Below are 26,367 nucleotides of genomic sequence, written 5' to 3'. Positions count from 1 at the left end.
AGACTCGCGTAGATGCGTCCGCCGGGCGCGGGGTGGCGCTGGCTAAAGTCATTGCATGACTACCGCCGACGCCACCACCTACGCCATTTCGCCTGCACCCGTTCACTCTCTCCCCATCCAGGGCGAACGCGCGCGCTTCCCGGTCAACCGCATCTTCTGCGTGGGCCGCAACTACTCCGAGCATGCGCGCGAGATGGGCCACAACCCCGACCGCGAACCGCCGTTCTTCTTCATGAAGCCGGCCAACGCCATCGTGGCCGACGGCGGCGAGTTCGCCTACCCCTCGCTGTCGAGCGACGTGCACCACGAGATCGAGCTCGTGGTCGCGCTGAAGACCGGCGGCGCGAACATCGCCGCACCGGATGCGCTTGCGCACGTCTACGGCTACGCCGTCGGCCTCGACATGACGCGCCGCGACCTGCAGGGCGAGGCCAAGAAAATGGGCCGCCCCTGGGACACCGGCAAGGCCTTCGACGGCTCCGCTCCCTGCGGCGAGCTGGTGCCCGTGGTCAAGGCCGGCCACCCGGCCGCCGGCGAGATCCGCCTCGAGGTGAACGGCGCGCAACGCCAGGTCGGCGACCTCGCCGACATGATCTGGAACGTGCCCGACACCATCGCCTACCTGTCGACGCTGTTCACACTGCAGCCCGGCGACCTGATCTTCACGGGCACGCCGGCCGGCGTGGCGGCCGTGCAGCGAGGCGACCGCATGCGCGGCACCGTGGCGGGCGTGGGCGCGCTCGAGGTCGTGGTCGTCTGAGCCTGAAGGGCGCCCGCGCGGCGGACCTGCCGGGCTTCGCTGGGGCACGCGATGCCACCACACCACGGCACGCCACGCCAAGGCATGCGACGCGGGGCCGCGCAAGTTGGCGTACCCTCGCGGGCAGACGCCAGCCGACCCGACCGCCCCGATGCGCCCCTCTCCCTCCACGTCCGTTCGCACCTACGGCATGCACGAGCGTGCCGACCACCTCGACTTCGACATCCGCTTCCAGGGTGCGCGCAACGAGCTCACGCTGCCGCACCGGCATGCGTATTTCCAGATCCAGGTCGGCATCGAGGGCAGCTCCCAGCAGGCCATCGGCGGCGAGGTGCGGCCCTTCGGCCCGCGCCATCTGAGCTTCGTGCTGCCGTACCGGGTGCACGTCATTCCGCACCCGCCCGACGCGCTGTACTGCATCGTCAACTTCGACCAGCGCTTTTTGTGGCCCGAGCTCGAGGTCGATGCGCTCGACCTCGACGACGTGTCGCTCGCGCGCTACCCCGACCTCGCGCCTTTCCTGTTCCAGGAGTACGTCGACTTCGCCTTCGACGAGGCCGACTTCGCGCGCGTGCGAGGCTGGCTCGACGAGCTGCACGGGCTGAACACCGGCCGCAACTTCGGCGCCAAGATCGCGATGCGCGGCATCGTGCAGCAGATCATCGGGCTGGCCTGCATGCGGCAGGAGCAGGCGCTGATGCGGCTTTCGCTGCAGCACAACGGCAAGACCTCGCAGCGCGACGCGTTGCAGCGCGTGGTGCGCTACGTGCGCGACAACCTCGACAAGCCGCTGTCGTTGACGGATGCGGCGGCCGCCGCGTTTCTCTCGCCCAACTACCTGGCGAACCTGCTGCGCAAGGAGACCGACCGCACGTTCACCGACCTGGTGACCGAGCGGCGCATCGAGCGGGCGAAGGAGCTGTTGTCGTCGACCTCGCTGCTGGTGCGGGAGATTGCGCACCAGTGCGGGTTCACGGACGAGGCGTATTTCAATCGGCGGTTTCGGCAGTGGGTGGGGAGCACGCCGAGAAACTTCCGGCGCGAGCATGTGGTGAACGCACGCGGCTAGCTAGCGCAAGCCGAGGCGAATCAGTTTCTTGATCAGCCCGACCCGGGAAATTCCAAGTCGGCGCGCCGCCTCCGATTGATTGCCGCTTGTTGCCACCATCGTGTCCCGCACCAGCCGCAGCTCCAGTTCGTTCATTGCCGAGTCGAGAAGACCCGTGCCGGCCGCCGACAGGGCCGCCTCCGGCCGTAAGACCTCCGCGACATCGCCGCTGGCCAACCGCAAGAGGTCTGCGTCGACCTCGCGCTGCTCCGGCAACAGCAGGGCACCGGCCGATTCGACGACGGCCTTCAGCTCGCGCACGTTGCCGGGCCATTCACGCGCCGTGAGCCAGGCCAGGGCGCCCGCGGACAGGCCGGCACCCGGCGCCACGCGGTGCAGGAAGCGCGTGGCCAGAAGAGGAATGTCCGCCGGCCGTTCGGCCACCGCGGGGGTGCGCAGCACCACGCCTTTCAGGCGATAGAAAAGATCTTCTCGAAACGTTCCTTCGCGCACCATGGCTTCGAGGTCGCGGTGCGTCGCCGCGACGACGCGCGTTTCGGCGTGCTTCTGCGTCCTGCCGCCGACCGGCACGAAGGCTCCTTCCTGCAGGAAGCGCAGCAACTTGACCTGCATGGGCGGCGGCATTTCGCCGACCTCGTCGAGAAACAGCGTGCCGCCATGCGCGGCCTCCACCAGGCCTGGCTGGTCGCGGTAGGCACCGGTGAAGCTGCCCTTCACGTGGCCGAACAGCTCGCTTTCCAGCAGCTCTGCCGAGAGTGCCCCGCAATGGATGGCGACAAAGGGCCCGGCACTGCGCGCGCTGCATGCGTGAAGCGCGCGCGCGACCAGTTCCTTGCCGGTGCCGGTCGGGCCCAGCACGAGCACGCTGACGGCCGTGCGCGCCACGCGGCGTACCAGCGTGCGCAACTGCGCGGTGGCGGGCGCCTGGCCGACCATGCCGAGGTCGTCGGTGGCCTGGTCCGCGCGCAGTGCCAGGAGTTCGGCATCCAGGCGCGCCTTTCGCAATGCGCGGGCCACCACGAAGCGCAGCATGTCCGGATCGATCGGCTTGGTCAGGAAGTCCCAGGCGCCCAGCTCGGTCGCACGCAGCGCGAGCTCGTGTTCGCCATGCCCCGTGAGCACGATCACCGGTACGCGCGCAAAACGCGGTATCAGCTCCAGGCCGATCTCGGGGTCCATGTGCGGTGGCATGGCCAGGTCGAGCAGCACCAGATCGGGCCGCTGCTTGTCGAAGGCCGCCAGCGCCTGCTCCCCGTCGCCGGCAAGCGTGACCTCGTGGCCGATGTCGCGCAGGAACGCGCCGCCCAGCCGCTGGAACGCCGCCTCGTCGTCGACGAGCAGCACGCGACCGGTTTCAGAAATGTCGTTCATGGTGTCAGGGGAAAACTCAGCGTGAAGCAGGTGCGCCAGGGTGGGCGGGCGCCCAGGGCGACCGAGCCGCCATGGGCGTTCATGATGCGTGCGACGATCGCCAGGCCAAGGCCGGTGCCGCCAGCACTGCGCGAGGCGAAGGGCTCGAACAGGCGCTCGCGGATCTCCGCCGGTACACCCGGGCCGTTGTCGCAGACGTGCAGCAGCAGCGTGCGGTCGACCGTCTCGGCGTCGATGTGGACGCGGCTGTCCTTGTCCTGTCTTGCCAGGTTGGCTTCGCCCGATGCCCCGGCGTCGACAGCGGTGCGCGCATTCTCGAAAAGGTTGGTGAGCGCCTGCTCGACGCGCCGCGCGTCGGCGTTCGCCATCAGCTCACGCTCGAGGCCGGCGCCAAGGCTCACGTCGGGCAGCCGCATGGCGCATGCGCGCACCAGCGCCGCGATGTCGAGTTGCGTGGTCGCGAGCTTCCATGGCTTGGCGTAGTCCAGCAGGTCGCGGGTCAGGTGCGAGATGCGGGCCACCTGGTCGGCGACCTCCCGGCGGGTTTCGCTTGGCGCGCCGGCGACGGCCATGGCGATGATGTTCAGCGGGTTTCGGATGTCGTGCGCCACCGTTGCCGCCAGCGAACCGAGTTCGGCCAGCCGCGCTTGCAACTGGCGTTCGCGCTCGCGTGCGGCGCTCTGCTGCAGTTGCTCGGCGCGCGCGGCCGAGTCCGACACGACCGTGCCGAACAGTTCCGCTACCTGGCGCAGCCCCGGCGGCGCGGCCTCCCAGCCCTCGAGCACCGCGCTCCAGCCTTCGCCTTCACTCTCGCTCCCGTCGTCACGTGAGCAGACCAGGCGAGGGACGCCGTGGCTTGCTGGAAGCGGATCGCCGATGCGGACCTCTACCTGCGTTCCGATGCGTTCGCTGAGCAGCGCGGAAGCTTGCAGTGCCAGCGCTTGCGGTGTTTCGGCCGACTGCAATACACGGCGCCAGTTGCCAAGGTCTGCCACCGAGACCTCGCCGCCGGGGTAGATCAACCGTTCCGCGAACCGGCGCACCGGTCCGTTCAGCGCGAGGCAACTGGCCGCGACTGCAAGGCCGCCGATCCAGCGCGATTCGATGGGCAGCAGCGGCGTCAACGCCACGATGGCGGCGCCCAGGGCGAGCAACAGCGCCCAGACCAGCGCACGGCGTGCCCATGCGTTGGCGACGAAGACGCCATAGCGCAGGATGCCGTAGACCAGGATCAGCGGGTAGAACGGCAGTCCCAGCAATGGAAACGGATAGACCGGCAAGTCGAGCACGGCAATCCCGTAGCCGGTGAGGCACAGCATGCCCCAGAGGCACGAGGCGGTGACGGCGGCAATCTGGCTGAATGCCGGCCGGCGCGCACGTGCCAGCGCGGTGAGAAGCACGCAGACGCCAGCGATGCCAAGGACGACCCACGCCATGCTCGCCGCAAAACCGACCGGGCCGGCCACCGCCAGCCAGCCGATGTCGCGGTGTTCGACGATGTAGCCGGGTGTGAAGACCATTGCCGCGAGCGAGGCCCCGGCGCCGAGCGCATAGGCGCACGTGATCCCGATGCGGCCGATGTCGACACGACAGAACACGGTGCAGAAATGGAAGAAGAACGACGAGGTCAGCGGTGCCGTGGCCAGCAGCAACATCATTGCGTGCTCGGCGCCGGGGCCGAACCAGTTGGGCAGCTCGTTGCCCGTGATCCAGATCGAGATGCCGGTCAGGAACGCGGCCAGCAAACGGGCGCCATTGACGCGATCCGCCCACACCAGCAACACGCCGCTGAGGGCCAGCGTTTCGAACAAGGCGAAGGCGAGAACGACGTGGATCAGCATCGGGGCAGAGGGGGGCTGTAAGAAGGCGGCGGCACAAGCTTGCCTGTCAACGAAGTTGACGATTCAGGCTCGGCGAACTGTATCCGAAGTATGCAGGTCAGAACACAATTTTCAATTGAATCAACGACTTATGAGGTACGCCTGGCTTGGCTCGGTTTTCGCAATAAGGAGTTCATCAGCCACTCCGACAAGCCGCCATGTTTGCCCTGTCGTCTCTCTTTTCTTCGCGCCCGCGCCGCTCCTCCACGCGCAGCGCCGCGCCGCCGGACCTCCCCGCGCTGGACCTTCCGGCGTTGGTGGGTGCCGCCGGGTGGGCCCGGTTGCCGCGCGCCGTGCAGCGCCGCTTCGGCGTCGCTCATGCGGACACCACCTACAGCGGCCGCATGGACTTGCGCTGCTCGCCCGTCGGCCGCTTTCACGCTTGGCTTGCGGGCCTTTTCGGCGGGCCCCTGACCCGTGCGAACGAGCAATCGGTCGCGACCAGCGTGCGCGTGTACGCCAATGGCCACGGCGGCGTCGTCTGGGAGCGGCGCTTCCATCGTTGCGCGGGGGGCGGTGAGCGCGTCGTTCGTTCGACCAAGGAAATCGGCACCGATGGCGGCTTGCTGGAGCGCACCGACGGCGGCCTGAGCATGTCGCTCGATGTGTTCGAGGAAGACGGCACGCTGGTCTTTCTGAGCCGCCGCTTTCATCTGATGCGGGGCCGTCTTCGCGTGGGCGTGCCGGCCTTGCTGACACCCGGCGTGTGCCGCGTGACGCACACCGACCTGGGCCACGGCCTCTTCCGTTTCACGCTGACGATGGCGCACCCGCTGTGGGGCGAGACCTTCCATCAGTCCGGCGTCTTCATCGATCCATTTTGTGAAAGTGCCTCATGACCACCGTTTTCATCCTGCTTTCGATCCAGGCTTTCCTGGGTGCCTTCGACAACCTGTGGCATCACGAACTCGAGGCCAAGCTGCCGCAGCGCGTGGCGGCGCGCCACGAACTCACGCTCCACGCCGCGCGCGAGGCGATCTACGGCGTGGTCTTCATCGGGCTGGGGTGGTTCGCCTGGGGCGGCGGCTTTGCCGTGCTTCTGGGCGCGCTGCTGGTCGTCGAGCTCTTCATCACGCTGGCCGACTTCCTGGAAGAAGACCGCACGCGTTGCCTGCCGCCGTTCGAGCGCGTGCTGCACACGCTGCTGACGATCAGCTACGGCTTGTTCATCGGTGTCTTCGCGCCGGTGCTGGCCGGTTGGTCGCGCATGCCCACGTCGATGTCGTTGACGCCGCACGGGTGGGTTTCATGGCTGTTCACTCTGTACGGGGTCGGCGTGCTGGCCTGGAGCGTGCGCAACGCGCTGGCCGTGGTGCGACTGCATCGCCTCGCGAAGCTCAGCGGCGCGCGAACGGTGCTGCAGCACGCGCGCATCGTTGCACCCGCGGTGCTGGTCACCGGTGCGACCGGCTTCGTCGGCGGTGCGCTGATGGCCGACCTGCAGCGCGAGGGACGTCGCGTGATCGTGCTGTCGCGTGACGCGAGGCAGGCGCGCGCCACGTTCGGGCCGGGCGTCTGGGTGGTCGAGAGCCTCGACGCGATTCCTTCGGAGACGCGCATCGACGCCATCGTCAACCTGGCCGGCGCCCGCGTGCTGGGCATGCCATGGACGGGCCGGCGCCGGCGCGACCTGCTCGCCAGCCGTGTAGCGGTGACCACGGCGGTGGTGGACCTCATGCGGCGACTGCAGCAGGCGCCGCGCGTGCTCGTGAGCGCGTCGGCGGTGGGCTTCTACGGCGCGTCGCCGCAGGCTTCGTTCGAGCCGCGCGACGAGGCGAGTCCGGCCCGGCCGGGCGAATTCCAGTCGGATCTTTGCTGTGCGATCGAGCACGAGGCACGTCGCGCCGAGGCCCTGGGCGTGCGCGTTGTGCGGATGCGTTTCGGCGTGGTGCTCGGCCGCGGCGATGGTGCCTATCCGATGCTTGCGCTCAGCGCGCGCCTGGGGCTCGGTGCCGTGCTTGGCTCCGGGCGCCAGCCGGCACCCTGGATTCACCTGGACGACGCCGTTGGAATGCTGCGCTTCGCAATGGCGCATGGCAGCCTGGACGGCCCGGTCAACGCCGTTGCGCCAGACACGCCGCCACAGGCGCGGTTCGCACAGGCAGTGGCGGCTTCGTTCGGCCGGCGCGTGCGGCTGCGCATGCTTGACGCGCCGCTGCGCATGCTGGCCGGCGAGATGTCGACCCTGCTGCTGGACGGGCAGAACGCCGTGCCGCGCGCCGCACTCGCGGCCGGCTACGCCTTTCGCCACGCGGGGCTCGACGAGGCGCTGGCAGACCTGGCACGAAGCCGCGATGCATTGCCGCACGAGCCATCGGCAAACGCCGGTGCTGGCCGGCCGTCAATGCGCTGATGCAGGCGGCGTGCCGTGCTGCGCCGCGCGCGCCAGCTGCGACAAGCGCTTCACCAGCGGCTCGAACAACTCCGCCGCCGTGTTCCCATACCCCAGCACCAGCCCGTTGTCCCTTTCCGTCGGCTGCATCGCAAACCCCGAGAGCGGCGACGGCGCGATGCGATGGCGCAGCGCTTCGGCCGCGATCTTCCAGTCGTCGAAGCGCGCGGGAAGCCGCACGGTCAGGTGCAGGCCGCAGTAGCCGCCGTCGATTTCGTGCGGCACCTTCAGGTGCTTGTGCAGCGCGAGGCGCAGCGCCTGCTGGCGGTCGCGGTACAGGCGGCGCATGCGGCCCAGGTGGCGGCTGAACTGGCCGCTCTCGATGAAGTCGGCCATGGCCAGCTGTTCGTAGCGGTGGCCGCCGCGCAGCATCTCCTCGAGCGGCGCCTGCACGGCCGGAACCAGTTGCCGGGGCAGCACCAGGAAACCCAGCCGCAGCGAGGGAAACATCGTCTTGCTGAAAATGCCCACGTAGAGCACGGGCGCGTCGCTCACCAGCCCCTGCATCGCGCCGATGGGTTCGCCGGTGTGGCGGAACTCGCTGTCGTAGTCGTCCTCGATGATCCATGCGCCGTGTTTGCGCGCCTGCGCGATCAGGTCGAGCCGGCGCGCGATGCTCAGCACCGCGCCCACCGGGTACTGGTGCGAGGGCGTGGCGTAGACCAGCCGGGGCGGGTGTTTCTGCCAGTCGGCCGCGCTGGCGCACAGCCCTTCGGCATCGACGCGCACGGGCACGATGCGCATGTCGCCCGCGTGCATGGCGGCCTTCACGCCGCGGTAGCCCGGGTCTTCGACCCAGCCGGTGTCGCCGGGGTTCGACAGCAGGCGCACGCACAGCGAGATGGCCTCCTGCGCGCCCTCGGCGATGACGACCTGGCCGGGCTCGCAGCGTACCCCGCGCGCCACCGACAGGTGGCCGGCGATGGCCGCGCGCAACCGCGGCTCGCCCAGCGGGTCGCCGTAGCCCAGCGCGGCCGGGCCCGCGCCGCGGATGGCGCGGTCGAGCGCACCGCGCCATGCGGCGAACGGAAAATGCGAGAGGGCGGGCACACCGGGGCGCAGCGCCGCGTCCGTCTCGGCGCGCGACGCGAGTGGCCTGATCTTCGCGAGACGCTGCGCGGTGGCCGGCGTGCCGGGGGGCCTGGCCGTGCGCTTGGCCGGCGCCGGCGACGACAGCGCGGTCACGCGCGTGCCCTGGCGGTCGGGCTGCACGTAGCCTTCGGCCGCCAGGTGCTCGTAGGTGGCGGCGACGGTGTTGCGCGAGATGCCGAGCGCCTCGGCGAGCGCGCGCGAGCCCGGCAGGCGGCTGCCCGGCGCGAGGCTGCCGTCGAGGATGGCGCGCTTGAGCCGGTCGTGGAGCTGGCGCTGCATCGAGCCCGCGTCGCGGTTCCTGTCGAGCGGGGATTCGAGCAGGGCAGTGGGGGAAAGGTCGAGGCGTGGCACCATGAAATTGTCGAGTCGTGGCGCTTTCATTGGAGCCACGTTGCGGGTACTTTACGTCCTCCGGCCTTGCCGTTCCAGCCTTTGCAAAAAAGACCTCCATGACACTCCGCCTCAATGAATTCGGCCAGTCCATCGGCCCCGACGTTCCCGGTTGGACGCCCCGCGTCCTGCCGCCGCGCAGGGCCGTCGAGGGCCACTTCTGCACGCTCGAGCCGCTCGACGCGGCGCGGCATGCCGACGACCTGCACGCCGCCTATGCGCAGGCACCCGACGGGCGCGACTGGACCTACCTGGGCACCGAGCGGCCAGCCGACCTCGACGGCACCCGTGCGCATGCCGAGCGCGCCGCGCGCAGCACCGATCCGATGCACTTCGCGGTCATCGACAGGTCCAGCGGCCGCGCCGTCGGCACGCTCGCGCTGATGCGCATCGATCCGACGCACGGCGTGATCGAGGTCGGCAGCGTCAACTTCTCGCCGTTGCTCAAGCAGACGCCGATGTCCACCGAGGCGCAGTACCTGTTGATGAAGTTCGCCTTCGACGAACTGGGCTACCGCCGCTATGAGTGGAAGTGCGACAACTTCAACGAACCGTCGAAGCAGGCGGCGCGGCGGCTGGGCTTCCAGTACGAAGGCCTGTTCAGGCAGGCGGTGGTCTACAAGGGGCGCACCCGCGACACGGCGTGGTTCTCGATCGTTGCGGCCGAATGGCCCGCGCTGCGCACCGCCTTCGAGCGCTGGCTGTCGCCCGCGAACTTCGACGCGCAGGGCCGCCAGCGCATGTCGCTCGACAAGTTCCGGCTGCCGTCCTGAGACCGAAGCGGCGTCGCTACTGCGCGGCAGGCGCGGGCAGCGCCTCGCACAGGAAGTCGAGAAAGGCCCGCACCACCTCGGGCAGGGTGCGCCCGGCCAGCGTCTGCAGCTCGACCGAGCGTTCGCGCATGCCGCGCTCGCGGATCTCCGCGGCATGCAGCTCGCCGCGCCGCACCCGTTCGCGCACCGAAATCTCGCCCGCAATCGCGAGCCCGCCGCCGAGCAGCACGAAGTTGGCCAGCGCCTCGAACCGGTTGCTCACCAGCACCGGCTCGAACACCAGGCCGCGGTTGCTGCAGGCCACGTCGAACAGCTGGCGCACCGTGGTGTCGGGGCCCGGCAGGCCGATGGGAAACGGCAGCATCTGCGCCAGCGTCACGCTGCGCAACTTCGCCAGCGCATGGTCGGGCCGCATCACCGCGAACACCGAGGCGCGCTGCCGGTGCGCCACGCGCACGCCCTGCACCGCGGCGCGGCTGTAGGTCAGGCCGATGTCGGCATCGCCGAGCAGCACGGCGTTGGTGACGTCCGTGGGGTCGCAGGCCTGCAGGTCGAACTGGATGCCCGGGTGCAGCGTGCGGAACGCGACGATGGCCTGCGGCAGGAACTCGTTCGCGAAGCCCGACGAGCAGGCGATGCGCACGTGCCCGCGCCGCAACCCCTGCAGCCCCTGGATGTCCGACACCACGCGCTCGGCCTCCAGCGCACCGCGCCGGGCGTGCGCGGCCAGCAGTTCCCCGGCCGCGCTGGGCACCATGCCGCGCGGCCGGCGCTCGAACAGCGGCACGCCCAGCAGCTCCTCGAGCATGGCCACCTGCCGGCTGATGGCCGAGGCACTGACGTTCAGGCGCGCGGCGGCTTCGGTGAGCGAGCCGCTGCGGACGACTTCGAGAAAGTAGCGCAGCGAGGTTTCCTGCAGGCGATGCGATGACATGGCGATGGGCTCGGGCGTTGGGGTACGGACTGCGTTGCAAAAAACGCAAAGATATCCGGAAAAATCAGCAATTGTTCAAAAGCACGGGTTTGCCTAGACTGCCACGGAACTGTCATAAACCGGACTTCCATCCCATGCCCTTCCAGCCCCGAACCCCGCGCCGCCTGCTCGCACTGCTCCCCGTTGCCCTGCTCGCCGCCGTAGGCGCCGGAGTTGCTGGCGCGGCCGAACTCTCCACGGCCGATGCCGAACGGCACGCGCAGGGCAGCTTCCGCGAGTACTTCGAGCTGCTGTCCCTGCCCAACGACGCCATTTCTCCGGAGGACATCCGCAAGAACGTCGAGTGGCTGGAGCAGGCCTTCCGCAAGCGCGGCTTCACCACGCAGCAACTGCCCAACGACGGCAAGCCCATGCTCTACGCCGAGTACCCGGGCAGCGACCCGGCGCGCAAGACGGTGCTGTTCTACATGCACCTCGACGGCCAGCCCGTGATTCCGGCGCAATGGGCGCAGAAGAGCCCGTGGACGCCCGTGCTCAAGCGCAAGGCGGCCAATGGCAGCTGGGAGGAGATCGATTCGGCGCCGCTCTTCAGCGGCCCGCTCGACCCCGAATGGCGCGTGTTCGGCCGTGCGTCGGCCGACGACAAGGGCCCGATCATGATGATGCTCGCGGCCATCGACGCGCTGAAGGCCGGGGGCGCCCAGCCGGCGGTGAACGTGAAGGTGATCCTCGACAGCGAGGAAGAAAAAGGCTCGCCGTCGATCAGCAAGGTGATGCAGGCGCACCGCGACCTGCTGCGCACCGACGCCATCGTGATCCACGACGGCCCCATGCACGCCACCAACCGGCCCACCCTGGTGTTCGGCAACCGCGGCGCGGCCGAGGCCCGGCTCACGGTCTACGGCGCCAAGGTGCCGCTGCACAGCGGGCACTACGGCAACTACGCGCCCAACCCGGCGCAGCGCCTGGCCAGCCTGCTGGCCTCCATGAAGAACGACCAGGGCCGCGTGACCGTGCCCGGCTACTACGACCACGTGAAGATCGCCGAGGCCGACCGCAAGATCATGGCCGCCGTGCCCGACGACGAGGCCGCGCTCAAGCGCCGCCTGGGCATCTCGCAGACCGACAAGGTCGGCGCCAACTACCAGGAGGCGATGCAGTACCCCTCGCTGAACGTGCGCGGCATGGCCGCGGCGGCGGTGGGCGACAAGGTGGCCAACATCGTGCCCGACAAGGCCGTGGCCGAGCTCGACCTGCGCACCACCCCCGACTCCAACGCCGCCTGGCTCGGCCAGCAGATCCAGAAGCACATCGAGCGCCAGGGCTACCACCTGGTGAAGGGCGAGCCGACCGACGAAGACCGCAGCCGCTACGACAAGATCGCCAGCTTCTCCTACCAGAGCGAGGGCGGCGACGCGGCGGGCTCGCAGATCAACTCGCCCGTGGGGCAGTGGGCCTACAAGGCGCTGACCGGCACCTTCGGCACCCAGCCCGAGCCGGTGCGCATCCGCATGATGGGCGGCACGGTGCCCACGGCCGAGATCGTGCGCGTGCTGCCGGTGCCCTTCGCGATCATTCCGCTGGTGAACGCCGACAACAACCAGCACGCGGCCAACGAGAACCTGCGCATGGGCAACTACGTGAGCGGCGTGCGCACCGTGTACGGGCTGATGACGCAGCCGTTCTGACGACGGCCTTTACCGTCGAGCGCCTGTGCCCCGGTGCACCGGTGCAAGCCGGTGCAAGCCGCCTTCTTCAGGCAGGCTTGCCCGGCTTTTGCGATTGTTCGCACGCGACCTGGATCAGCTCGCGCTCGTCCAGCGTCGCGCCGATGCGCACCGCGCTCAGGCAGCCGCCCCACACGCAGCCGGTGTCGGTCGAGAGCAGGTCGGGCCGCGAGAGCCAGCCCAGCGTCGACCAGTGGCCGAAGGCGATCGTGGCCTTGGCCGTCTTGCGCCCCGGCACGTCGAACCAGGGCATGTAGCCCTCGGGCGCGGTGGCGGCGCTGTCCTTGGCCTCGAACTCCATCACGCCGTCGGCGCTGCAGAAGCGCAGCCGCGTCAGCGCGTTGACGATGGCCCGCAGGCGGGCGCTGCCCGCCAGCGTGTCCTGCCACTGCGCGGGCTCGTTGCCGTACATCGACATCAGGAACTCGCCCAGCGCCGGGCCGCGCAGCACCGACTCGACTTCGGACGCCAGCACCAGCGTGTCGCTCACCGTCCATTGCGGCAGCACGCCCGCGTGCACCATCAGCAGGTCGCCGGTGCCGATGCGCATGTGCAGCGCCATGTGCTGCTGGCGCACCCAGTCGAGCAGCGTTTCGCTGTCGGGCGCGGCCAGCAGTTCGGCCAGCGTGTCCTTGCGCCCGGCCTTGCGCGCGCCGTGCGCCACGCCCAGCAGGTGCAGGTCGTGGTTGCCCAAAAGGCTCAGCGCCGAGGCGCCGTAGCCCTGCACGCGGCGCAGCACGGCGAGCGAATCGGGGCCCCGGTTCACCAGGTCGCCGAGCAGCACGATGGTGTCGCGGCTGGGCGAGAAATCGATCTTCTGCAGCAGCCGGCCAAGGGGGGCGTCGCTGCCTTGCAGGTCGCCAATCAAGTAAAGTGACATTCCCTCATTCTCTCCCTCAGTTCATGGATGTCTTCCTCCTGGCCTTGCTGACCACGCTCAACGCAGTGTTCGCAATGTCCGAAATGGCCCTTTCCACCAGCCGGCGCGCACGTCTCGCGGCCTTGGCCGAAACGGGAGACACCGGCGCGGTGGCCGCGCTGAAGCTGATGGAGTCGCCCACGCAATTCCTCTCGACGGTGCAGATCGGTATCACCTCGATCGGCATGCTGAGCGGCATCGTCGGCGAGGCCGCCTTCGCCGCGCCGCTGGCGGTGTGGATGGAGTCGGTGGGCATGGGCGCCGGCACCGCCAGCATCGTCTCGACCGCCTGCGTGGTCACCTGCATCACCTTCTTCACCATCATCTTCGGCGAGCTGGTGCCCAAGCGCATCGGCCAGCTCTACCCCGAGCCGGTGGCGCGCTGGGTGTCGCGCCCCATGCGCGCGCTGGCCAAGGGCGCCAAGCCCTTCGTGTGGCTGCTGGCGGGCGCCACGGCCACCATGCTGAAGCTGCTGCGCATCGACGCCAACGCGGCGCGCCACGTCACGGAAGAAGAAATCTCGGCCAGCCTCGAAGAAGGCGTGGACGCCGGCGTCATCGAGCATCACGAGCACCAGATGGTGCGCAATGTGTTTCACCTTGATGACAGGCGCCTGTCGTCGCTGATGATTCCGCGCGCCGACATCGAATGGCTCGACGCCTCGTTCACCGTGCCGCAGGCGCTGCAGAAGGTGGCCGACGCGGCCGCGCTCAACCTGGTGCATTCCTGGTACCCGGTGTGCCGCAACTCGCTCGACGACGTGGTCGGCGTGGTCAGCGTGGCGCAGCTGCTGCGCCTGGGTTCGGCGCATGCCGGCGTGCTGGGCCAGGAAGCCACGCCCGCCGTGTTCGTGCCCGAGACGCTCACCGGCATGGAGCTGCTCGAGCAGTTCCGCGAGCGCGCCGGCCGCCTGGTGTTCGTGGTCGACGAATACGGCGTGGTGCAGGGCCTCATGACCCCGCGCGACCTGCTCGAAGCCATCACCGGCGAGCTGCAGCCCGGCATGCAGACCGACGCCTGGGCCCGCGAGCGGCCCGACGGCGTGTGGGAGCTCGACGGGCTCATGCCCGTGTCGGAACTGCGCGCGCGCCTGGGCATCCGCGAGCTGCCCGATGAAGAGCGCGGCCGCTACAACACCGTGGCCGGCCTGCTGATGTCGGTGTCCGGCCACCTGCCCGAGGTGGGCGAGCAGATCGACTGCGCCGGCTGGTGCTTCGAGATCGTCGCGCTGGAAGGCCGGCGCATCGACCGCGTGCTGGCCTCGCCCGATCCGGCGGCGCCGCTGAAGAGCGACTAGGGCGCGGGCTGATGCTGTCGCTGCTCGCACTCAGCTGCCCCCAATGCTCCGCGCCGCTGCCGCGCGCCGCGCGCTGGCGCACCGTCAACTGCAGCTACTGCGGCGCCACCATCGTGCGCGGCACCGAAACCGTCGAGCGCGAGAGCTTTCGCGCCGCGCTGCGCCGGGCCAATGCCGACGTGCCGGGCGGGCGCATCCTGACCTGGCGCGGCGCGCGCTACCGCGTGCTGGCACCGCTGGCCGCGGGCGAGCACAGCGACGTCATGCTGGCCGAACGGCTGGGCGCGCTGCCTGAACGCGTCACGCTGAAGCTGGCGCGGGACTCGGCCGCCAACAGCGTGCTGCTGCGCGAGGCCGCCGTGTTGCAGGCCCTGCAAGCGCTGTCGATTTCGGGCGCGGCCTACTTCACGCGCCGGCTGCCGCAGCCGCTGGGCACCGGCGTGGCCGAAGGCCTGGGCGACGGCGCCCGCCAGGCGCTGGTGCTGCGCCACCCGACCGGCTTCTGGGGCAGCCTGCAGGACGTGCAGCAGGCCAACGCCCAAGGCATCGACCCGCGCCACGCCGTGTGGCTGTGGCGCCGCATGCTCGAGGTGCTGGCCTTCGTGCACGGTGCCGGCTGGACGCACCGCGACCTGTCGCCCGCGCATGCGCTCGTGCATCCGCGCGACCACGGCGTGCTGCTCATCGGCTGGTCGCGCGCGCAGCATGCCGCCGGCTCGGCGCACGCCGCCGCCGTGGCACGCGACCTGATGCAGGCCGCCTGGACCGTGCGCGCCGTGTTGCACGGTGCTTCTGCCGGCGAGCCCGGCGTTGGCGCGCACACCCCCGCGCCGCTCGCGGCCTTGCTGCGCCAGTGCAGCGAAGACGCTGCCGCCTGCGAGCGCCTGGGCGCGCAGGGCATCGAGCAGGCGCTGTCCGCCGCGTCGCGCGAAGCCTTCGGGCCGTCGAAGTTCGTGCACTTCGACCCCGCGCCGCGCGCCGGCACCTGAACACAACAGTCACCAAGGAGGAAATTCATGGGCTACGGAAACTACTCGCATGCCGCTCACACGGCGCTGATTGCCGACCGCGCCGCCAAGCCGGGCGCCGAGGTCTTCACGCAACGTTCCACGCACCCGCTGATGAACCCGCACGGGCTCAAGGTGCGCGAGTCGCGCGACAACGCCGACCATCCGAACGCGCTGGGTATCGTCTTCGCGCTCGACGTCACGGGTTCGATGGGCGACATTCCGCAGACCCTGGCGCGCCGCGAACTGCCCAACTTCATGAAGCTGCTGACCGACTGCGGCGTGCCGGACCCGCAGCTCATGTTCATGGCCATCGGCGACGCCAACTCCGACGGCGCGCCGCTGCAGGTCGGCCAGTTCGAGTCGACCGCCAACCTCATGGACCAGTGGCTCACCTGGAGCTACCTCGAGGGCGGCGGCGGCGGCTCCGGCGAAGAGAGCTACGAGCTGGCCTTCTACGTGATGGCGCAGCACACCGACATGGACTGCTGGGTCAAGCGCAAGAAGCGCGGCTACCTGTTCGTCACCGGCGACGAGCTGCCGTACCCCGCCGTCTCGCGCCACCAGATCGAAGGCCTCATCGGCGAGAAGCTCGACGAGGACATTCCGATCGAAGAGGTCATCGCCGCCGCGGCCGAAACGACCAACCTGTTCTTCCTGATTCCCGACGCCCAGCGCCGCCGCCGTTGCGAAGGCCGCTGGCGCGAGCTGCTGGGCGATCACGTCATCTGCATGGACTCGCCCGACGACGCCTGCGCCGTGGCCGCCGGCATCGTCGCCCTCACCGAGAAAGCCGTGCCCAGCCTCGAGGCGCTGGCCGGCGTGATGAGCGGCACCGGCATGGCCAAGGAGCGCGTGGGCGGCGTGCTGCACGCGCTGGACGCCTATGCCGCGCTGCTCGACCCGAGCGCATCGCGCCGCGCGCCGCCGGCGGTGGCCACCGCGGCCGCGAACCCGCGCTCGTCGTGGTGGAAGCGCCTGTTCGGCTGATGGCCGGGTGAGCACCACGGCCGCTGCCACGCGGTATGTCTCGCTGCTGGGCCTGGGCTTCGGTGACTGTGGCAAGGGGCTCTTCACCGATCACCTGTGCGGCGCGCTGCAGGCCCACTCCGTGGTGCGCTTCAACGGCGGCGCGCAGGCCGGGCACAACGTGGTGCTGCCCGGCGGGCGGCACCACACCTTCTCGCAATTCGGCGCCGGCAGTTTTCATGCGGGCGTGGGCACTGTGCTCGCGAGCCCGGTGGTGGTGCACCCCACGGCCTTGCTTGTCGAAGAGACGGCGTTGCGCCGCGCGGGTGTCGAAGACGCCTTCTCGCGCCTGCGGGTCGACGCGCGCTGCCGCGTGACCACGCCGTTCCATCAGGCCGCGGGCCGGCTGCGCGAATGGGCGCGCGGGCGGGGGGCGCACGGCAGCTGCGGCGTGGGTGTGGGCGAGACCGTGCGGCACGCGATCGCCGCGCCCGATGAGGCCTTGCACTACGGCGACTTGCCGTACCCCGCGCGCGCGTTCGAAAAACTCGAAGCTTCGCGCACCGCATTGCTGCGCGAGTTCGCGGGCACGACGCCCATGCATGCGGATGCCGCGCAGGAACTGGCGGTGCTGCGCGACGACACGCTGCCCGCTCGCTGGCTCGCGGCGGTCGCGCCGTGCCTGGCGCAGTCGCCGCCCGCGAGCGCGGACCGCATCGCCGAGCGCCTGAGCCAAGCCGGCACCGTGGTGTTCGAAGGCGCGCAGGGCGTGCTGCTCGACGAGTGGCGCGGCTTTCATCCGCACACCACGTGGAGCACGATTTCGACTGCGGCAGTCCAGGCCGTGCTGCGCGACGTGGGCATCGGTGCGCGCGTGCAGCACCTGGGCGTGCTGCGCAGCTACCTCACGCGACACGGTTCTGGCCCCTTGCCCACGCACGACCGCGCACTCGACGCGCGCCTGCCCGAGCCGCACAACGCGGACGAAGGCTGGCAGGGCGTGTTCCGGCGCGGGCATCCCGATGCGGTGCTGCTGCGCTATGCGCTCGATGCGGTCGGCGCGCTCGACGGGCTGGTCGCGAGCCATCTCGATGCTGTCGAAGGTGTGGGCTTGCGCTGGTGCGCGGGCTACCGCGCCGCCGATGGTTCGCGCATGGCCTCGCTGCCCCTGAGCCCGACGCCTGACCTTGCGCACCAGCACGCGCTGACGCAACAGCTCCACGGCGCGCAGCCGCTGTACGAGCCCGGCACCCTCGCCACGCCGCAGGAGTGGACCGAGCGCGTCGAAGCGCTGAGCGGCCTCGCCGTGCGCTACGGCGCCTTCGGCCCGACCCGCGACACGGTGCGCGCGCTGCAGCCCTTCGAGCGCTCCTGAAAGACCTCGTGCCTAACATTCCCTTGATCATCGGCGCCGCGCTCAGCGCCGTCGCGGCGCTGCTGCACCTCTGCATCATCTTCGGTGGCCCCGCGTGGTACCGCTTCTTCGGCGCCGGTGAACGCATGGCCTCGGGCGCTGCGGCCGGGCACCTGTACCCGCCGATCGTCACGCTGCTGATTGCCTGCGTGCTGGGCGTGTGGGCAGCCTATGCGCTGTCGGGCGCCGGCGTGCTGCAACCGCTGCCGCTGCTGGCGTGGGTGCTGCCCGCCATCACGGCCGTGTACCTGCTGCGCGGGCTCGTGGCGTTGGCGCTCTTCGTGTTCGAGCGTCGCCGGCTCACGGCTTTCTGGGTGTGGAGTTCGCTGATCTGCCTGGGGTTCGGCGCGGTGCATCTGGTGGGGCTGGTCCAGGTCTGGCCCCATCTCTGAACCTGCCCAGGAGGTGAACGAGATGGCCAGCCAGCGCCCCGCAACGATCGCCGACTACATCGATGCGGCCCCGCCCGCGGGCCAGCCGCACTTGCGCCGGCTGTACGCGCTCCTGAAGAGCGTCGCACCCGAGGCCGAGGAGGCCATCAAGTGGGGAACCCCGTTCTTCGTCGAGCCGCGGTTCCTGTTCGCCTTCTCCGCGCACAAGGCGCATCTGAACTTCACGCCGACCGAAGACGGGCTGGACCCGTTCCGCAAGGCGCTGGAGAAGCACAAGACCACCAAGGGCATGCTCCAGATTCCCTACAGCGCGCCCTTGCCGGAAGCGCTGATCCGCCAGATCGCCGAGCAGCGCGTGCAGGCCGTGCGCGCGCGTGAAGACGACGCCTTCTGGTAGCTCTCGCGGCCCTCAGGCTTTCGCTTTCGGCTTCGCTGTCTTAGAGGCCTTCGGGGCCTTCGCCTTGCTCGCGCTGTTGTGCGCGATCGCCTCGCGGATCAGCGCCTTGAAGATCGTCGCGTCGACTTCCTCGCCCTCATGGATGTCGATCGCGCGGCGCATGTTGCCGTCCAGGCTCGCATTGAAGAGCTTGCCCGGGTCTGCCAGCGAGGCGCCCTTGGCGAAGGTGAGCTTCACGGCGCTCTTGTACGACTCGCCGGTGCAGATGATTCCGTCGTGCGACCAGACCGGCGTGCCCATCCACTTCCATTCCTCGACCACGCCGGGGTCTGCTTCCTTGATGAGCTTGCGCATCCTGGCCAGCACCGGGCCGCGCCAGTCGCCGAGCGTGGCGATTTTTTCAGTGATGAGTTCCGACGCCGGCTGAGCGGCGCTCGAATCTGTCGCGTCTGTTTTTTTCATGGGGTCGATCCTTGAGGTTCCGGAGGATGGTCATGCAGGACTTCGGGGCGATGTTAAGGCGCACGCCGACCGGGTCGCAAGACGAGCCGAACGAGGGCGGCGCGACGGACGCCGCCGCAAAAGCGCCCGAAGGGCGTGCCTAGAATGCGGCTCCTTTCGCCTCCCTCGACACCGCCCATGCAACTCGACGTCCCTTCGCTCATGCTGCCGCTGGGCCTGGGCTATCTGTTGTTCGCATGGCAACTGGTGCTCGTGCGCCGTCGCCTGGTGGACGATCGCGCGCTGGCGCTCTGGACCAAGGGCTGTGTGTTCCTCCTGGCGGGCATGTCGGCCCTGTTGTCGCGGTTGTTCCTGCCTGAATGGCTGGCCGTCCTGGTGGGCAATCCGCTGGTGCTGTGCGGCATGCTGTACTTCAACCAGGCGGTCTACCTGTTCGTGGGCAAGGGGCCGGTGCCTGCGTGGTTGACGGGGCTGGTGGTCGCCGGCGTCCTGGCCACGCCGGTGTTGCTGGCCTGGCCCATGAGCACCCGTTCGATGATCTTCTCGGCGGTGCTGATGCTGATGGCCGGCTTGCCGGCGCTGCATGTATTTCGCCATGCCTGGCATGCGGAAAGCACCATGCGCGCCGTGGCATTGACCATGCTGATGCTGAGCCTCGCGCATGCGCTGCGCGCGGTGCAGGCCGGCCTGGTGCCCGACCAGTACACGACCTTTTTCCAGTCCAGCCTCGGGCAGGGCATCGTCGTGCTGCTGGCCTTTCTTGCGCTGCTGGGCAGTGGCGTGGGCTTCGTGATGGCCAGCCTGGAGCGCACGGCGAAGAGCATGGAGTTCCTGGCCAGCCACGACGCACTGACGGGCTGCCTGAACCGGCGCAGCTTCGACCCGCTGTGCGATCACGAGGTGGCGCGCAGCCAGCGCGGCGCGCAGCCGCTGGCGCTGCTGCTGCTCGACCTGGACCACTTCAAGCGCGTCAACGACCTGCACGGCCACCGTTGCGGCGACCTGGTGCTGCAGGCGTTCTCAAAGCGCGTGCAGGCGCGGCTGCGGTCGGCCGATGTGTTCGCCCGGCTCGGCGGCGAGGAGTTCGCGGTGCTGCTGCCGAACACCGACCTGGCCGGTGCGCTCAACGTGGCCCATCATCTTTGCCACGAGGTGGCCGCCAACCCGGTGCAGCTGCCGGACGACAAGGTCTTCGCGCTGACCGTGTCCCTCGGCCTGGCCATGTTCACGCCGGGCGGGCGTGATGCAACGCCCCTCAAGCAACGCCATCGCGCCTCGGCGGCGCCCATGCTCTCGCCCGAGCTGCTCTACATGCGCGCGGACCAGGCGCTCTACGAGGCGAAGCGGCAAGGGCGCAATCGCGTGGTGGTGTGGCGGGAAGAACAGGAGGCAACCGCCCCCGAAGGCGTTGCCGTGCTCGCCTGAGATGGGCCGCCATGCGGCGGACCTTCGCACTTCAGCCACATCGCGTTACATTCGTGTCCCAGGAGGCACGACATGGCTGGGTTTTGGCGGAGGAGCGCGGCTGAGCCGCAGAACGAAGAGCCTGCGAAGACAAAGGCAATCGAGGGTGGCGATGCAAGGCCGCAGCCCCAGGCAGGGTGGTCGCCCCAGGTGTTCGACGACATCGAATGGCGCCGCTTCGAGGCACTTTGCGAGGCGCTGTTCGCCCAGGCGGGCGTGCGCACCGAGAGCCAGTCGCACGGGGCGGACGGCGGCATCGACATCTGGCTCTACTCGGCCAACAGCCCGAAGCCGATGATCGTCCAGTGCAAGCATTGGCGCAGCAAGCCCGTCGGCGTGCAGCAGATGCGCGAGTTCTTCGGCGTCCTCAAGTCGCACGATCTTCAGTACGGCACATTCGCCACGAGCTCGACGTTCACGTCCGACGCGGCGACATTTGCAAAGAGCAACGGCATCAACGCACAGGACCGCCACGGCCTGCTGCAACTGATCTCCAGGCGAACGCCCGAGCAGCAGGCCTCGCTTCTTGCGGTGGCATACGAGGGTGACTACTGGCGTCCGACCTGTGTCAAGTGCGGCGTGAAGATGGTGGAGCGAACGCCGAAAGACGGCGGCACGCCGTTCTGGGGTTGCAGCAACTTTGGCAAGCTGCGTTGCATGAACAAGATGCAGATGGCGGGCAAGCGCTGAGCGTGCGAGGGAACAGAGGCGAAGGCAGCGTGGCCTCGCGTCTCACCAAGCCACCCCATCCCCCTCCAACGCCCGCCGCGCCAGCAGGAACGTCGCCGCGTTCCAACTCTGCCCGGCCATCCCCATCGGCGCCAGCGTGCGCCCGTGGAACCACTCCGTGAACCGCCAGTCGTCCTGTGCATTCGACTGGGCGAGTTGCACCAGCTCCGGCCATGCCTGCGCATGCAGGCCGAGCTTCGCCAGCGCCATCACCCAGAACCCGCCGACGAAGGGCCAGATGCCGCCGTTGTGGTACTGGTGCACGATGTTCTGCTGGTGCCGTCCCATGTACGCGCGCCACAGCGGATGCTGCTGCGACAGCGGGTGCAGCACCACGCGCACCGGGTAGGGCTCGCACGCGCGCGCCTCGTTGACGGTCTGCACGATGCGGTGCGCCATGGCCGGGTCGGCCAGGCCGCTCTGTATGGCCAGCACGTTGCCGAACACGTCGCCCTCGTCGCCCACCACCGCGAGGTTGACGAAGCTCAGGTACAGCCCCGGGTCGCGCCGGCCGCGCCGCGCGTAGTGCCGCAGCAGGCGCGCGCGGTGGTACTCCGGCAGGTCGCGCTGGAAGGGGTTGAACAGGTGGTTGAAGTGGTGCTGCGTGTCTTCGGCATGGTCGAGCGCGAAGCGGCGCTTCACGTCGAACCACAGCGCGTTGGTGTACAGCACGTAGCCCGAGCGCGGCATGATGTCGGCCCAGTCGCTGGCCTCGTTCTGCTGCAGCAGGCGGAAGTGCTGGTGCTCCTGCGCATGCAGCCATTGAATGGCGCGCGCGACTTCTTCATGCCAGTGCGCGGCGCCGACCTTGCCGTGGCGGCGCACATGGTCGACCGCAATCAGCCACCACAGCGTCGCATCGATGCAACCGAGATACCAGAAGTCGGCGTCCTGGCCTTCGGGGTCGACGTACTTCGGGATCTGCCCGTTGGCCGCCTGCTGCGCCGCGAGCGCGTCGAGGCTGGCCACGGCGCCTTGCTCCAGCGCGGGCACGCCGCTGCCGCACATGGCCATCACGCAGATGGCGGCGTCGCGCCCGAAGATGCGGGTGTAGCGCCGCGCCACGGCCGCCTCGGTGCGGCTGGCCGCAAGGATGCCGTGCGGCGTGAGGTTGCTTTCGAGCAGTTCGAGCGAGGCCTGCGTGCAGGTGTCGATCAGCGCGAGGGCGGGGGCGTCAAGTGGAGCGTCAAGGTTCTTCATGGGTCGTCTATCGTCGCGCCGGAAATGCCATGGGGGGATTTTCCCTTCGGCACATCAGGTATCAGATTGTCAGACCGACCACCGGACCGACCACCAGCCTGACGCGTTACACGGTAAGCACCACCTTGCCGGCGTGGCCCGCGCGCTCCAGGTACCGGTGCGCCTGCACGACGTCGTCGAGCGCGAAGGTGCGGTCGATGCGCACCTGCAGCGCGCCGAGAGCCCGACCTGGCCGTTGCAGATGGCCTGGCGCGCGGGACTGACAAGGACCCGGCGCGGAGCTGGTTGCGCAAGGCGATGCTGCGCGCGTTCGACGACCGAGCCTGTTCAGCGCGCGCGGTGTGCCTGCGGCGTCATGCCATGCAGCCGCGAGAACGCGCGCCGCATCGCGTCCACCGAGCCGAAGCCGCTGCGGCTCGCCACCTGGTCCTGGGTCCATTGCGTCCACTGTGTCTGCTTCAGCAGCTGCGCGGCGGCGGCCACGCGGGTCTGCTCGACGAAGCGCGCGCGGGCGTGCTGCCGCTCTCTGTTACCGGACCGTTTTTCACGCAGATGCGATCGCGCTGAACGCTCGCTTGCCACGCGACGCACGCGTGCCGCACGGCGACGCAGTCCGGATGCGCATCGCCATGCGCTCGAAGCGCCGGCTTCAGCTGAACACGCTTTCGAGGTCGACCTCTTCGGCGCTTTCGTCCAGCTTCAGGCTCTGCTCGATGTGGTCGAGGTGATGCAGCATCAGCTTCTCGGCGCGCTGCGCGTCGCCGCGGTTCACGGCGGCGACGATTTCCTCGTGCTCGTCCGCGCGGCAGCTGGTGGCGGTGGGCGCGTCGTACAGCGAGATGATCAGGCAGGTCAGCGCCGACAGCTCGCGCATCGAGCGTGCCAGTGCCGAGTTGCCCGCAAGCTCGGCCAGCAGCACATGGAACTCGCCCGACAGCCGCACGATGGCGCGTTTGTCGTCGCGCTGCCGTGCCTCGCCCTCGAGCGCGATGTGCTGGCGCAGGCGCTCCCGCTTGGTCTCGTCGAGCGTGCGGATGAGCCGGCGCAGCACGCCCGGCTCGATCAGGCGGCGCGCCTCGAACACGTCCTGCGCCTGCTCGACGGTGGGCTTCGCGACGAAGGCGCCGCGCTGCGGGACCAGCTCGACGATCTGCTCGTGCGCCAGCCGGGCCAGCACTTCGCGCACCCTGGCGCGGCTGGTGGCGAAGATCGCGGCCAGCCTGTCTTCGCCCAGCTTCGTGCCGGGCGCGAGCCGGTGCTCGAGGATGGCGGACGAGATCTTCTCGGCGATCTCGTCGACGCTGTGTTCGAGGGGAGCGGTGGCACTGGCCGTGCGGGTCGCGCTGCTTGCTTGGGTCGCTTTGGTCGCGCCGGTCTTGCGGGCTGGGGCTCTGGTGGACATTGGGGCCGATTCTATCGGCGCACCCTCCGCAGCGCAGGGCGTCACGGGCCTGCGGCCTCAGCCCCGGACGCGGGCGGTGTCGCGCGCCAGCAGGCGCGCGAGGGCCTCGGGCAACCCCTGGTTCGGCTTGATGGGCGGCGGCGCGAAACTGCCGAGGCGCGCCGGCGCGGGTGCCAGCGATACGAGCGTCTGCGCATGGCACACGGCACTCGACACCCCGTCGACCACCGGCACCGGGATCCGGTCCTTGATCGACCGCGCGAGGCCCGCCAGCGGGGCGCCGGCGATGATGATCACGTCCGCGCCATCGTCCTCGATGGCCGACATGCACAGCGCTTCGAGGCGCTGGCCGTGGTCGTCCTGCACGTGCCCGATGTCCTTGAGCGGACCGTCGAGGCTGCGAATGCTCGCCAGCCGGTCGACCAGGCCGTTGGCTTGCACGCATTCGCGGTACCACGCCGTGATGCGGCGCGAGATCGCGATGATCGAGAAGCGCTTGCCTAGCAGGCACGCGCTCATCAGCGCGGCCTCGGTCAGGCCGACCACGGGAATGTCGAGTGCCTCGCGCAGGCCGTCGATGCCGGGGTCGCCGAAGGCCGCGACCACGATGGCGTCGTGCCGCGCGTGATGCTCTGCCGCGAGCGTGGCCGCGGCGTAGGCGCCGATCAGCGACTCGAAGCGGGTCTCGATGTAGGCGACGCCGAAGGGCGCGGTCAGGACCTCGATGCGCGTGTCGCTCGCGGCCGCGCGCCGGGCTTCGGCCGCGATCAGGTCCGAGACGCTTTGCGAGGTGTTGGGGTTGATCAGCAGCAGGTTCATGGCGTTGTCTCCAGGCGTGTGCTCGGTCGTGCGGTTCAGGCGGTTCAGGCGGGTCGGCGGGCCGGCAGCAGGGTGGGCTCGGCCCGCCGCAGGAATTCTCCACGTCCGGCGCGCGGGTGGAAGCGCTCGCCGTCCCACACGACTTCGCCGCGCGCCAGCGTCAGCGCCGGCCAGGCCTTGACCTCGATGCCCTCGTAGGGCGTGTAGTCCACGGCGTGGTGCAGGTCGGCGTTGCGGATCGGGCGCGGCGTGGTGCCCCAGACCACGAGGTCCGCATCGGCGCCGACCGCGATCGTGCCCTTGCGCGGATGCAGCCCGTAGGCCTTGGCCGGGTTGGTGGACGTCAGCTCGACGAAGCGGTTGATCGTGATGCGCCCGTCGAGCACGCCGTGCGAGAACAGCAGCGGCAGCCGCGTCTCGATGCCGGGAATGCCGTTCGGGATGTGGCGGAACGCCACCTCCTCGCCGCCGGGCTTCTTGCCCTCGGGCGCGTCGTAGCGAAACGGCGCGTGGTCCGACGAGAAGATCGTGAACAGCCCGTCGGACAGGCCGTTCCAGATCACCTGCTGGTTCTCGCGGTTGCGCGGCGGCGGGCTGCACACGCAGCGCGCACCCTGGTAGCTGTCGTCGATGCCCAGGTCTTCGGCCGTGAGAAAGAGGTACTGCGGACAGGTTTCGGCGAACACGCTCAGGCCGTGCGCGCGCGCCCACCGGATCTGCTCGACGGCTTCGCGCCCGGACACGTGCACGATCATGATCGGCACGTCGACCAGCTCCGACAGCGCGATCGCGCGGTGGGTCGCCTCGCGCTCCACCAGCATCGGCCGCGCATGCGCGTGAAAGCGTGGCGCGGTGCGCCCGTTGGCTTCCAGCCGCCTGGTCAGCCATTCGATGCAGTCGGCGTTCTCGGCGTGGATCATGGCCATCGCGCCGTGCGCCCTGGCCACCGACAGCACGTCGAGGATCTGGCCGTCGTCCAGCTTCAGGTCGTCGTAGGTCATGTAGATCTTGAAGGAGGTGTAGCCCTCGGCGATCAGCTGCGGCAACTCGTGCTTCAGCACGTCTTCGGTCGGGTCGCTGACGATCAGGTGAAAGGCGTGGTCGACATGGGCGCGGCCCTCGGCGCGCCGGTGGTAGTCCTGCACCGCGGCGCGCAACGACTGGCCCTTGTGCTGCGCGGCGAACGCAATCACCGTGGTCGTGCCGCCGCAGGCCGCGGCGCGGGTGCCGGTGTCGAAGTCGTCGGCCATGCGCACGGGCGGCTCCATCGGCTGGTCGAGATGGCAATGCGCGTCGACGCCGCCGGGCGTCACGTAGCGGCCGGCGGCGTTGATCTCCTGCCGTCCGGGCGGCAGGTCGAGGCCGAGTTGCACGATGCGGCCATCGCGGATGCCGATGTCCGAGTCGAAGGTGTCGCTGGCGGTGGCAACGCGGGCATTGCGCACCACGAGGTCGAGGTCGCGGAAGGTCATGGTCTTTCTCTGCTTCTTTGTCTGTCTGTCGAACT

At 69.5% G+C, this 26,367-nt stretch carries 26 protein-coding genes; 14 read left to right on the top strand and 12 right to left on the bottom strand.

All coding sequences use genetic code 11. From position 1 onward, the window contains the following. Nucleotides 1–55 precede the first annotated feature (55 nt). Nucleotides 56–760, top strand: a complete 705-nt coding sequence (locus tag BM004_RS35035) for a fumarylacetoacetate hydrolase family protein (protein ID WP_093220576.1) — start codon at nucleotides 56–58, stop codon at nucleotides 758–760. A gap of 151 nt (nucleotides 761–911) precedes the next feature. Beyond that, nucleotides 912–1,829: a helix-turn-helix transcriptional regulator gene (locus BM004_RS35030; protein ID WP_093220573.1), complete on the top strand. Its 918-nt coding sequence runs from the start codon at nucleotides 912–914 to the stop codon at nucleotides 1,827–1,829. Here the strand turns inward: BM004_RS35030 and BM004_RS35025 are convergent, their stop codons facing one another. Both BM004_RS35025 and BM004_RS35020 read right to left on the bottom strand, forming a co-directional pair. After that, entirely contained in the window at nucleotides 1,830–3,173 is a 1,344-nt protein-coding gene (locus tag BM004_RS35025) for a sigma-54-dependent transcriptional regulator (protein WP_256220192.1), read from the bottom strand. Between the two features lie 23 nt (nucleotides 3,174–3,196). Continuing rightward, entirely contained in the window at nucleotides 3,197–5,041 is a 1,845-nt protein-coding gene (locus BM004_RS35020) for a sensor histidine kinase (protein ID WP_093220568.1), read from the bottom strand. A 197-nt stretch (nucleotides 5,042–5,238) separates the two neighbouring features. Here BM004_RS35020 and BM004_RS35015 point away from each other — a divergent pair, with 197 nt between their 5' ends. Together BM004_RS35015 and BM004_RS35010 are read left to right on the top strand one after the other, a co-directional pair. Further along, nucleotides 5,239–5,919 (top strand): DUF4166 domain-containing protein, encoded by a 681-nt coding sequence (locus BM004_RS35015; RefSeq protein ID WP_093129479.1) that lies wholly within the window; start codon nucleotides 5,239–5,241, stop codon nucleotides 5,917–5,919. Then, nucleotides 5,916–7,433: a TIGR01777 family oxidoreductase gene (locus BM004_RS35010; RefSeq protein ID WP_093220566.1), complete on the top strand. Its 1,518-nt coding sequence runs from the start codon at nucleotides 5,916–5,918 to the stop codon at nucleotides 7,431–7,433. The genes BM004_RS35015 and BM004_RS35010 overlap by 4 nt, the downstream gene beginning before the upstream one ends. On the opposite strand, the gene BM004_RS35005 is transcribed toward BM004_RS35010, so the two are convergent. Further along, on the bottom strand, nucleotides 7,422–8,918 hold the full coding sequence (locus BM004_RS35005) for a MocR-like pyridoxine biosynthesis transcription factor PdxR (protein WP_093220563.1): 1,497 nt from the start codon (nucleotides 8,916–8,918) through the stop codon (nucleotides 7,422–7,424). The two genes, BM004_RS35010 and BM004_RS35005, sit on opposite strands and share 12 nt — an antisense overlap. Nucleotides 8,919–9,013: 95 nt before the next feature. Here BM004_RS35005 and BM004_RS35000 point away from each other — a divergent pair, with 95 nt between their 5' ends. Next, complete coding sequence (locus BM004_RS35000; RefSeq protein WP_093220561.1) at nucleotides 9,014–9,727, top strand: GNAT family N-acetyltransferase; 714 nt, start codon at nucleotides 9,014–9,016, stop codon at nucleotides 9,725–9,727. Between the two features lie 16 nt (nucleotides 9,728–9,743). Here the strand turns inward: BM004_RS35000 and BM004_RS34995 are convergent, their stop codons facing one another. Continuing rightward, nucleotides 9,744–10,661 (bottom strand): LysR family transcriptional regulator, encoded by a 918-nt coding sequence (locus BM004_RS34995; protein WP_093220558.1) that lies wholly within the window; start codon nucleotides 10,659–10,661, stop codon nucleotides 9,744–9,746. Between the two features lie 134 nt (nucleotides 10,662–10,795). On the opposite strand from BM004_RS34995, the gene BM004_RS34990 reads away from it, so the two are divergent. After that, a complete protein-coding gene (locus tag BM004_RS34990; protein ID WP_093220555.1) occupies nucleotides 10,796–12,349 on the top strand; it encodes a M20/M25/M40 family metallo-hydrolase in 1,554 nt (517 codons plus the stop codon). 67 nt (nucleotides 12,350–12,416) lie between these two features. Here the strand turns inward: BM004_RS34990 and BM004_RS34985 are convergent, their stop codons facing one another. Next, nucleotides 12,417–13,268, bottom strand: a complete 852-nt coding sequence (locus BM004_RS34985; protein ID WP_093220554.1) for a symmetrical bis(5'-nucleosyl)-tetraphosphatase — start codon at nucleotides 13,266–13,268, stop codon at nucleotides 12,417–12,419. 23 nt (nucleotides 13,269–13,291) lie between these two features. Between BM004_RS34985 and BM004_RS34980 the strand changes: the two genes are divergently transcribed. Genes BM004_RS34980 through BM004_RS34955 form a run of 6 tightly spaced genes read left to right on the top strand, consistent with a single transcriptional unit; the run spans nucleotide 13,292 to nucleotide 18,784 of the window. After that, complete coding sequence (locus tag BM004_RS34980) at nucleotides 13,292–14,605, top strand: hemolysin family protein (protein WP_093220551.1); 1,314 nt, start codon at nucleotides 13,292–13,294, stop codon at nucleotides 14,603–14,605. A gap of 11 nt (nucleotides 14,606–14,616) precedes the next feature. Beyond that, a complete protein-coding gene (locus BM004_RS34975; RefSeq protein ID WP_093220549.1) occupies nucleotides 14,617–15,594 on the top strand; it encodes a lipopolysaccharide kinase InaA family protein in 978 nt (325 codons plus the stop codon). Nucleotides 15,595–15,621: 27 nt separating this feature from the next. After that, nucleotides 15,622–16,602, top strand: coding sequence for a hypothetical protein (locus BM004_RS34970; protein WP_093220546.1), 981 nt, complete (start codon nucleotides 15,622–15,624; stop codon nucleotides 16,600–16,602). Nucleotides 16,603–16,609: 7 nt separating this feature from the next. Beyond that, complete coding sequence (locus BM004_RS34965; protein WP_256220191.1) at nucleotides 16,610–17,956, top strand: adenylosuccinate synthetase; 1,347 nt, start codon at nucleotides 16,610–16,612, stop codon at nucleotides 17,954–17,956. Nucleotides 17,957–17,964: 8 nt separating this feature from the next. Beyond that, nucleotides 17,965–18,387, top strand: a complete 423-nt coding sequence (locus BM004_RS34960; protein WP_177206716.1) for a hypothetical protein — start codon at nucleotides 17,965–17,967, stop codon at nucleotides 18,385–18,387. A gap of 22 nt (nucleotides 18,388–18,409) precedes the next feature. Beyond that, a complete protein-coding gene (locus BM004_RS34955) occupies nucleotides 18,410–18,784 on the top strand; it encodes an iron chaperone (RefSeq protein WP_143072618.1) in 375 nt (124 codons plus the stop codon). A gap of 12 nt (nucleotides 18,785–18,796) precedes the next feature. On the opposite strand, the gene BM004_RS34950 is transcribed toward BM004_RS34955, so the two are convergent. Continuing rightward, nucleotides 18,797–19,246, bottom strand: a complete 450-nt coding sequence (locus BM004_RS34950) for a DUF1801 domain-containing protein (RefSeq protein ID WP_093220539.1) — start codon at nucleotides 19,244–19,246, stop codon at nucleotides 18,797–18,799. A 177-nt stretch (nucleotides 19,247–19,423) separates the two neighbouring features. Here BM004_RS34950 and BM004_RS34945 point away from each other — a divergent pair, with 177 nt between their 5' ends. Both BM004_RS34945 and BM004_RS34940 read left to right on the top strand, forming a co-directional pair. After that, nucleotides 19,424–20,671 carry a GGDEF domain-containing protein gene (locus BM004_RS34945; protein WP_177206717.1) on the top strand — a complete coding sequence of 416 codons (1,248 nt, stop codon included), beginning with the start codon at nucleotides 19,424–19,426 and terminating at the stop codon, nucleotides 20,669–20,671. Nucleotides 20,672–20,860: 189 nt separating this feature from the next. Continuing rightward, nucleotides 20,861–21,400, top strand: coding sequence for a restriction endonuclease (locus BM004_RS34940; protein WP_256220190.1), 540 nt, complete (start codon nucleotides 20,861–20,863; stop codon nucleotides 21,398–21,400). Between the two features lie 42 nt (nucleotides 21,401–21,442). On the opposite strand, the gene BM004_RS34935 is transcribed toward BM004_RS34940, so the two are convergent. The 6 genes from BM004_RS34935 to hydA form a co-directional block, all read right to left on the bottom strand. Beyond that, nucleotides 21,443–22,639, bottom strand: a complete 1,197-nt coding sequence (locus tag BM004_RS34935; RefSeq protein ID WP_093220532.1) for an amylo-alpha-1,6-glucosidase — start codon at nucleotides 22,637–22,639, stop codon at nucleotides 21,443–21,445. A gap of 106 nt (nucleotides 22,640–22,745) precedes the next feature. Beyond that, nucleotides 22,746–22,844 (bottom strand): zinc-binding dehydrogenase, encoded by a 99-nt coding sequence (locus tag BM004_RS34930; protein ID WP_371271187.1) that lies wholly within the window; start codon nucleotides 22,842–22,844, stop codon nucleotides 22,746–22,748. Nucleotides 22,845–22,966: 122 nt separating this feature from the next. Next, nucleotides 22,967–23,221: a helix-turn-helix domain-containing protein gene (locus BM004_RS41010; protein WP_256220189.1), complete on the bottom strand. Its 255-nt coding sequence runs from the start codon at nucleotides 23,219–23,221 to the stop codon at nucleotides 22,967–22,969. Nucleotides 23,222–23,288: 67 nt separating this feature from the next. Continuing rightward, entirely contained in the window at nucleotides 23,289–24,041 is a 753-nt protein-coding gene (locus tag BM004_RS34920; protein WP_093220529.1) for a GntR family transcriptional regulator, read from the bottom strand. Nucleotides 24,042–24,098: 57 nt separating this feature from the next. After that, nucleotides 24,099–24,860, bottom strand: coding sequence for an aspartate/glutamate racemase family protein (locus tag BM004_RS34915; protein ID WP_093220527.1), 762 nt, complete (start codon nucleotides 24,858–24,860; stop codon nucleotides 24,099–24,101). 44 nt (nucleotides 24,861–24,904) lie between these two features. Further along, nucleotides 24,905–26,332: a dihydropyrimidinase gene (gene hydA / locus BM004_RS34910; RefSeq protein ID WP_093220524.1), complete on the bottom strand. Its 1,428-nt coding sequence runs from the start codon at nucleotides 26,330–26,332 to the stop codon at nucleotides 24,905–24,907. Nucleotides 26,333–26,367: the final 35 nt, after the last annotated feature.

Source organism: Variovorax sp. OK212 (assembly GCF_900112425.1).
Lineage (GTDB): Bacteria > Pseudomonadota > Gammaproteobacteria > Burkholderiales > Burkholderiaceae_C > Variovorax.
The sequence above is the reverse complement of the archived record's forward strand: the minus strand, read 5'-3'. Positions and strand labels throughout refer to the sequence as shown.

Bases quoted from the DNA above. Each gene is read 5' to 3' on its own strand.
- BM004_RS35035 (WP_093220576.1), top strand. From the start codon at position 56: ATGACTACCGCCGACGCCACCACCTACGCCATTTCGCCTGCACCCGTT.
- BM004_RS35030 (WP_093220573.1), top strand. From the start codon at position 912: ATGCGCCCCTCTCCCTCCACGTCCGTTCGCACCTACGGCATGCACGAG.
- BM004_RS35020 (WP_093220568.1), bottom strand. From the start codon at position 5,041: ATGCTGATCCACGTCGTTCTCGCCTTCGCCTTGTTCGAAACGCTGGCC.
- BM004_RS35015 (WP_093129479.1), top strand. From the start codon at position 5,239: ATGTTTGCCCTGTCGTCTCTCTTTTCTTCGCGCCCGCGCCGCTCCTCC.
- BM004_RS35010 (WP_093220566.1), top strand. From the start codon at position 5,916: ATGACCACCGTTTTCATCCTGCTTTCGATCCAGGCTTTCCTGGGTGCC.
- BM004_RS35005 (WP_093220563.1), bottom strand. From the start codon at position 8,918: ATGGTGCCACGCCTCGACCTTTCCCCCACTGCCCTGCTCGAATCCCCG.
- BM004_RS35000 (WP_093220561.1), top strand. From the start codon at position 9,014: ATGACACTCCGCCTCAATGAATTCGGCCAGTCCATCGGCCCCGACGTT.
- BM004_RS34995 (WP_093220558.1), bottom strand. From the start codon at position 10,661: ATGTCATCGCATCGCCTGCAGGAAACCTCGCTGCGCTACTTTCTCGAA.
- BM004_RS34990 (WP_093220555.1), top strand. From the start codon at position 10,796: ATGCCCTTCCAGCCCCGAACCCCGCGCCGCCTGCTCGCACTGCTCCCC.
- BM004_RS34985 (WP_093220554.1), bottom strand. From the start codon at position 13,268: ATGTCACTTTACTTGATTGGCGACCTGCAAGGCAGCGACGCCCCCCTT.
- BM004_RS34980 (WP_093220551.1), top strand. From the start codon at position 13,292: ATGGATGTCTTCCTCCTGGCCTTGCTGACCACGCTCAACGCAGTGTTC.
- BM004_RS34975 (WP_093220549.1), top strand. From the start codon at position 14,617: ATGCTGTCGCTGCTCGCACTCAGCTGCCCCCAATGCTCCGCGCCGCTG.
- BM004_RS34970 (WP_093220546.1), top strand. From the start codon at position 15,622: ATGGGCTACGGAAACTACTCGCATGCCGCTCACACGGCGCTGATTGCC.
- BM004_RS34955 (WP_143072618.1), top strand. From the start codon at position 18,410: ATGGCCAGCCAGCGCCCCGCAACGATCGCCGACTACATCGATGCGGCC.
- BM004_RS34950 (WP_093220539.1), bottom strand. From the start codon at position 19,246: ATGAAAAAAACAGACGCGACAGATTCGAGCGCCGCTCAGCCGGCGTCG.
- BM004_RS34945 (WP_177206717.1), top strand. From the start codon at position 19,424: ATGCAACTCGACGTCCCTTCGCTCATGCTGCCGCTGGGCCTGGGCTAT.
- BM004_RS34935 (WP_093220532.1), bottom strand. From the start codon at position 22,639: ATGAAGAACCTTGACGCTCCACTTGACGCCCCCGCCCTCGCGCTGATC.
- BM004_RS34920 (WP_093220529.1), bottom strand. From the start codon at position 24,041: ATGTCCACCAGAGCCCCAGCCCGCAAGACCGGCGCGACCAAAGCGACC.
- BM004_RS34915 (WP_093220527.1), bottom strand. From the start codon at position 24,860: ATGAACCTGCTGCTGATCAACCCCAACACCTCGCAAAGCGTCTCGGAC.
- hydA (WP_093220524.1), bottom strand. From the start codon at position 26,332: ATGACCTTCCGCGACCTCGACCTCGTGGTGCGCAATGCCCGCGTTGCC.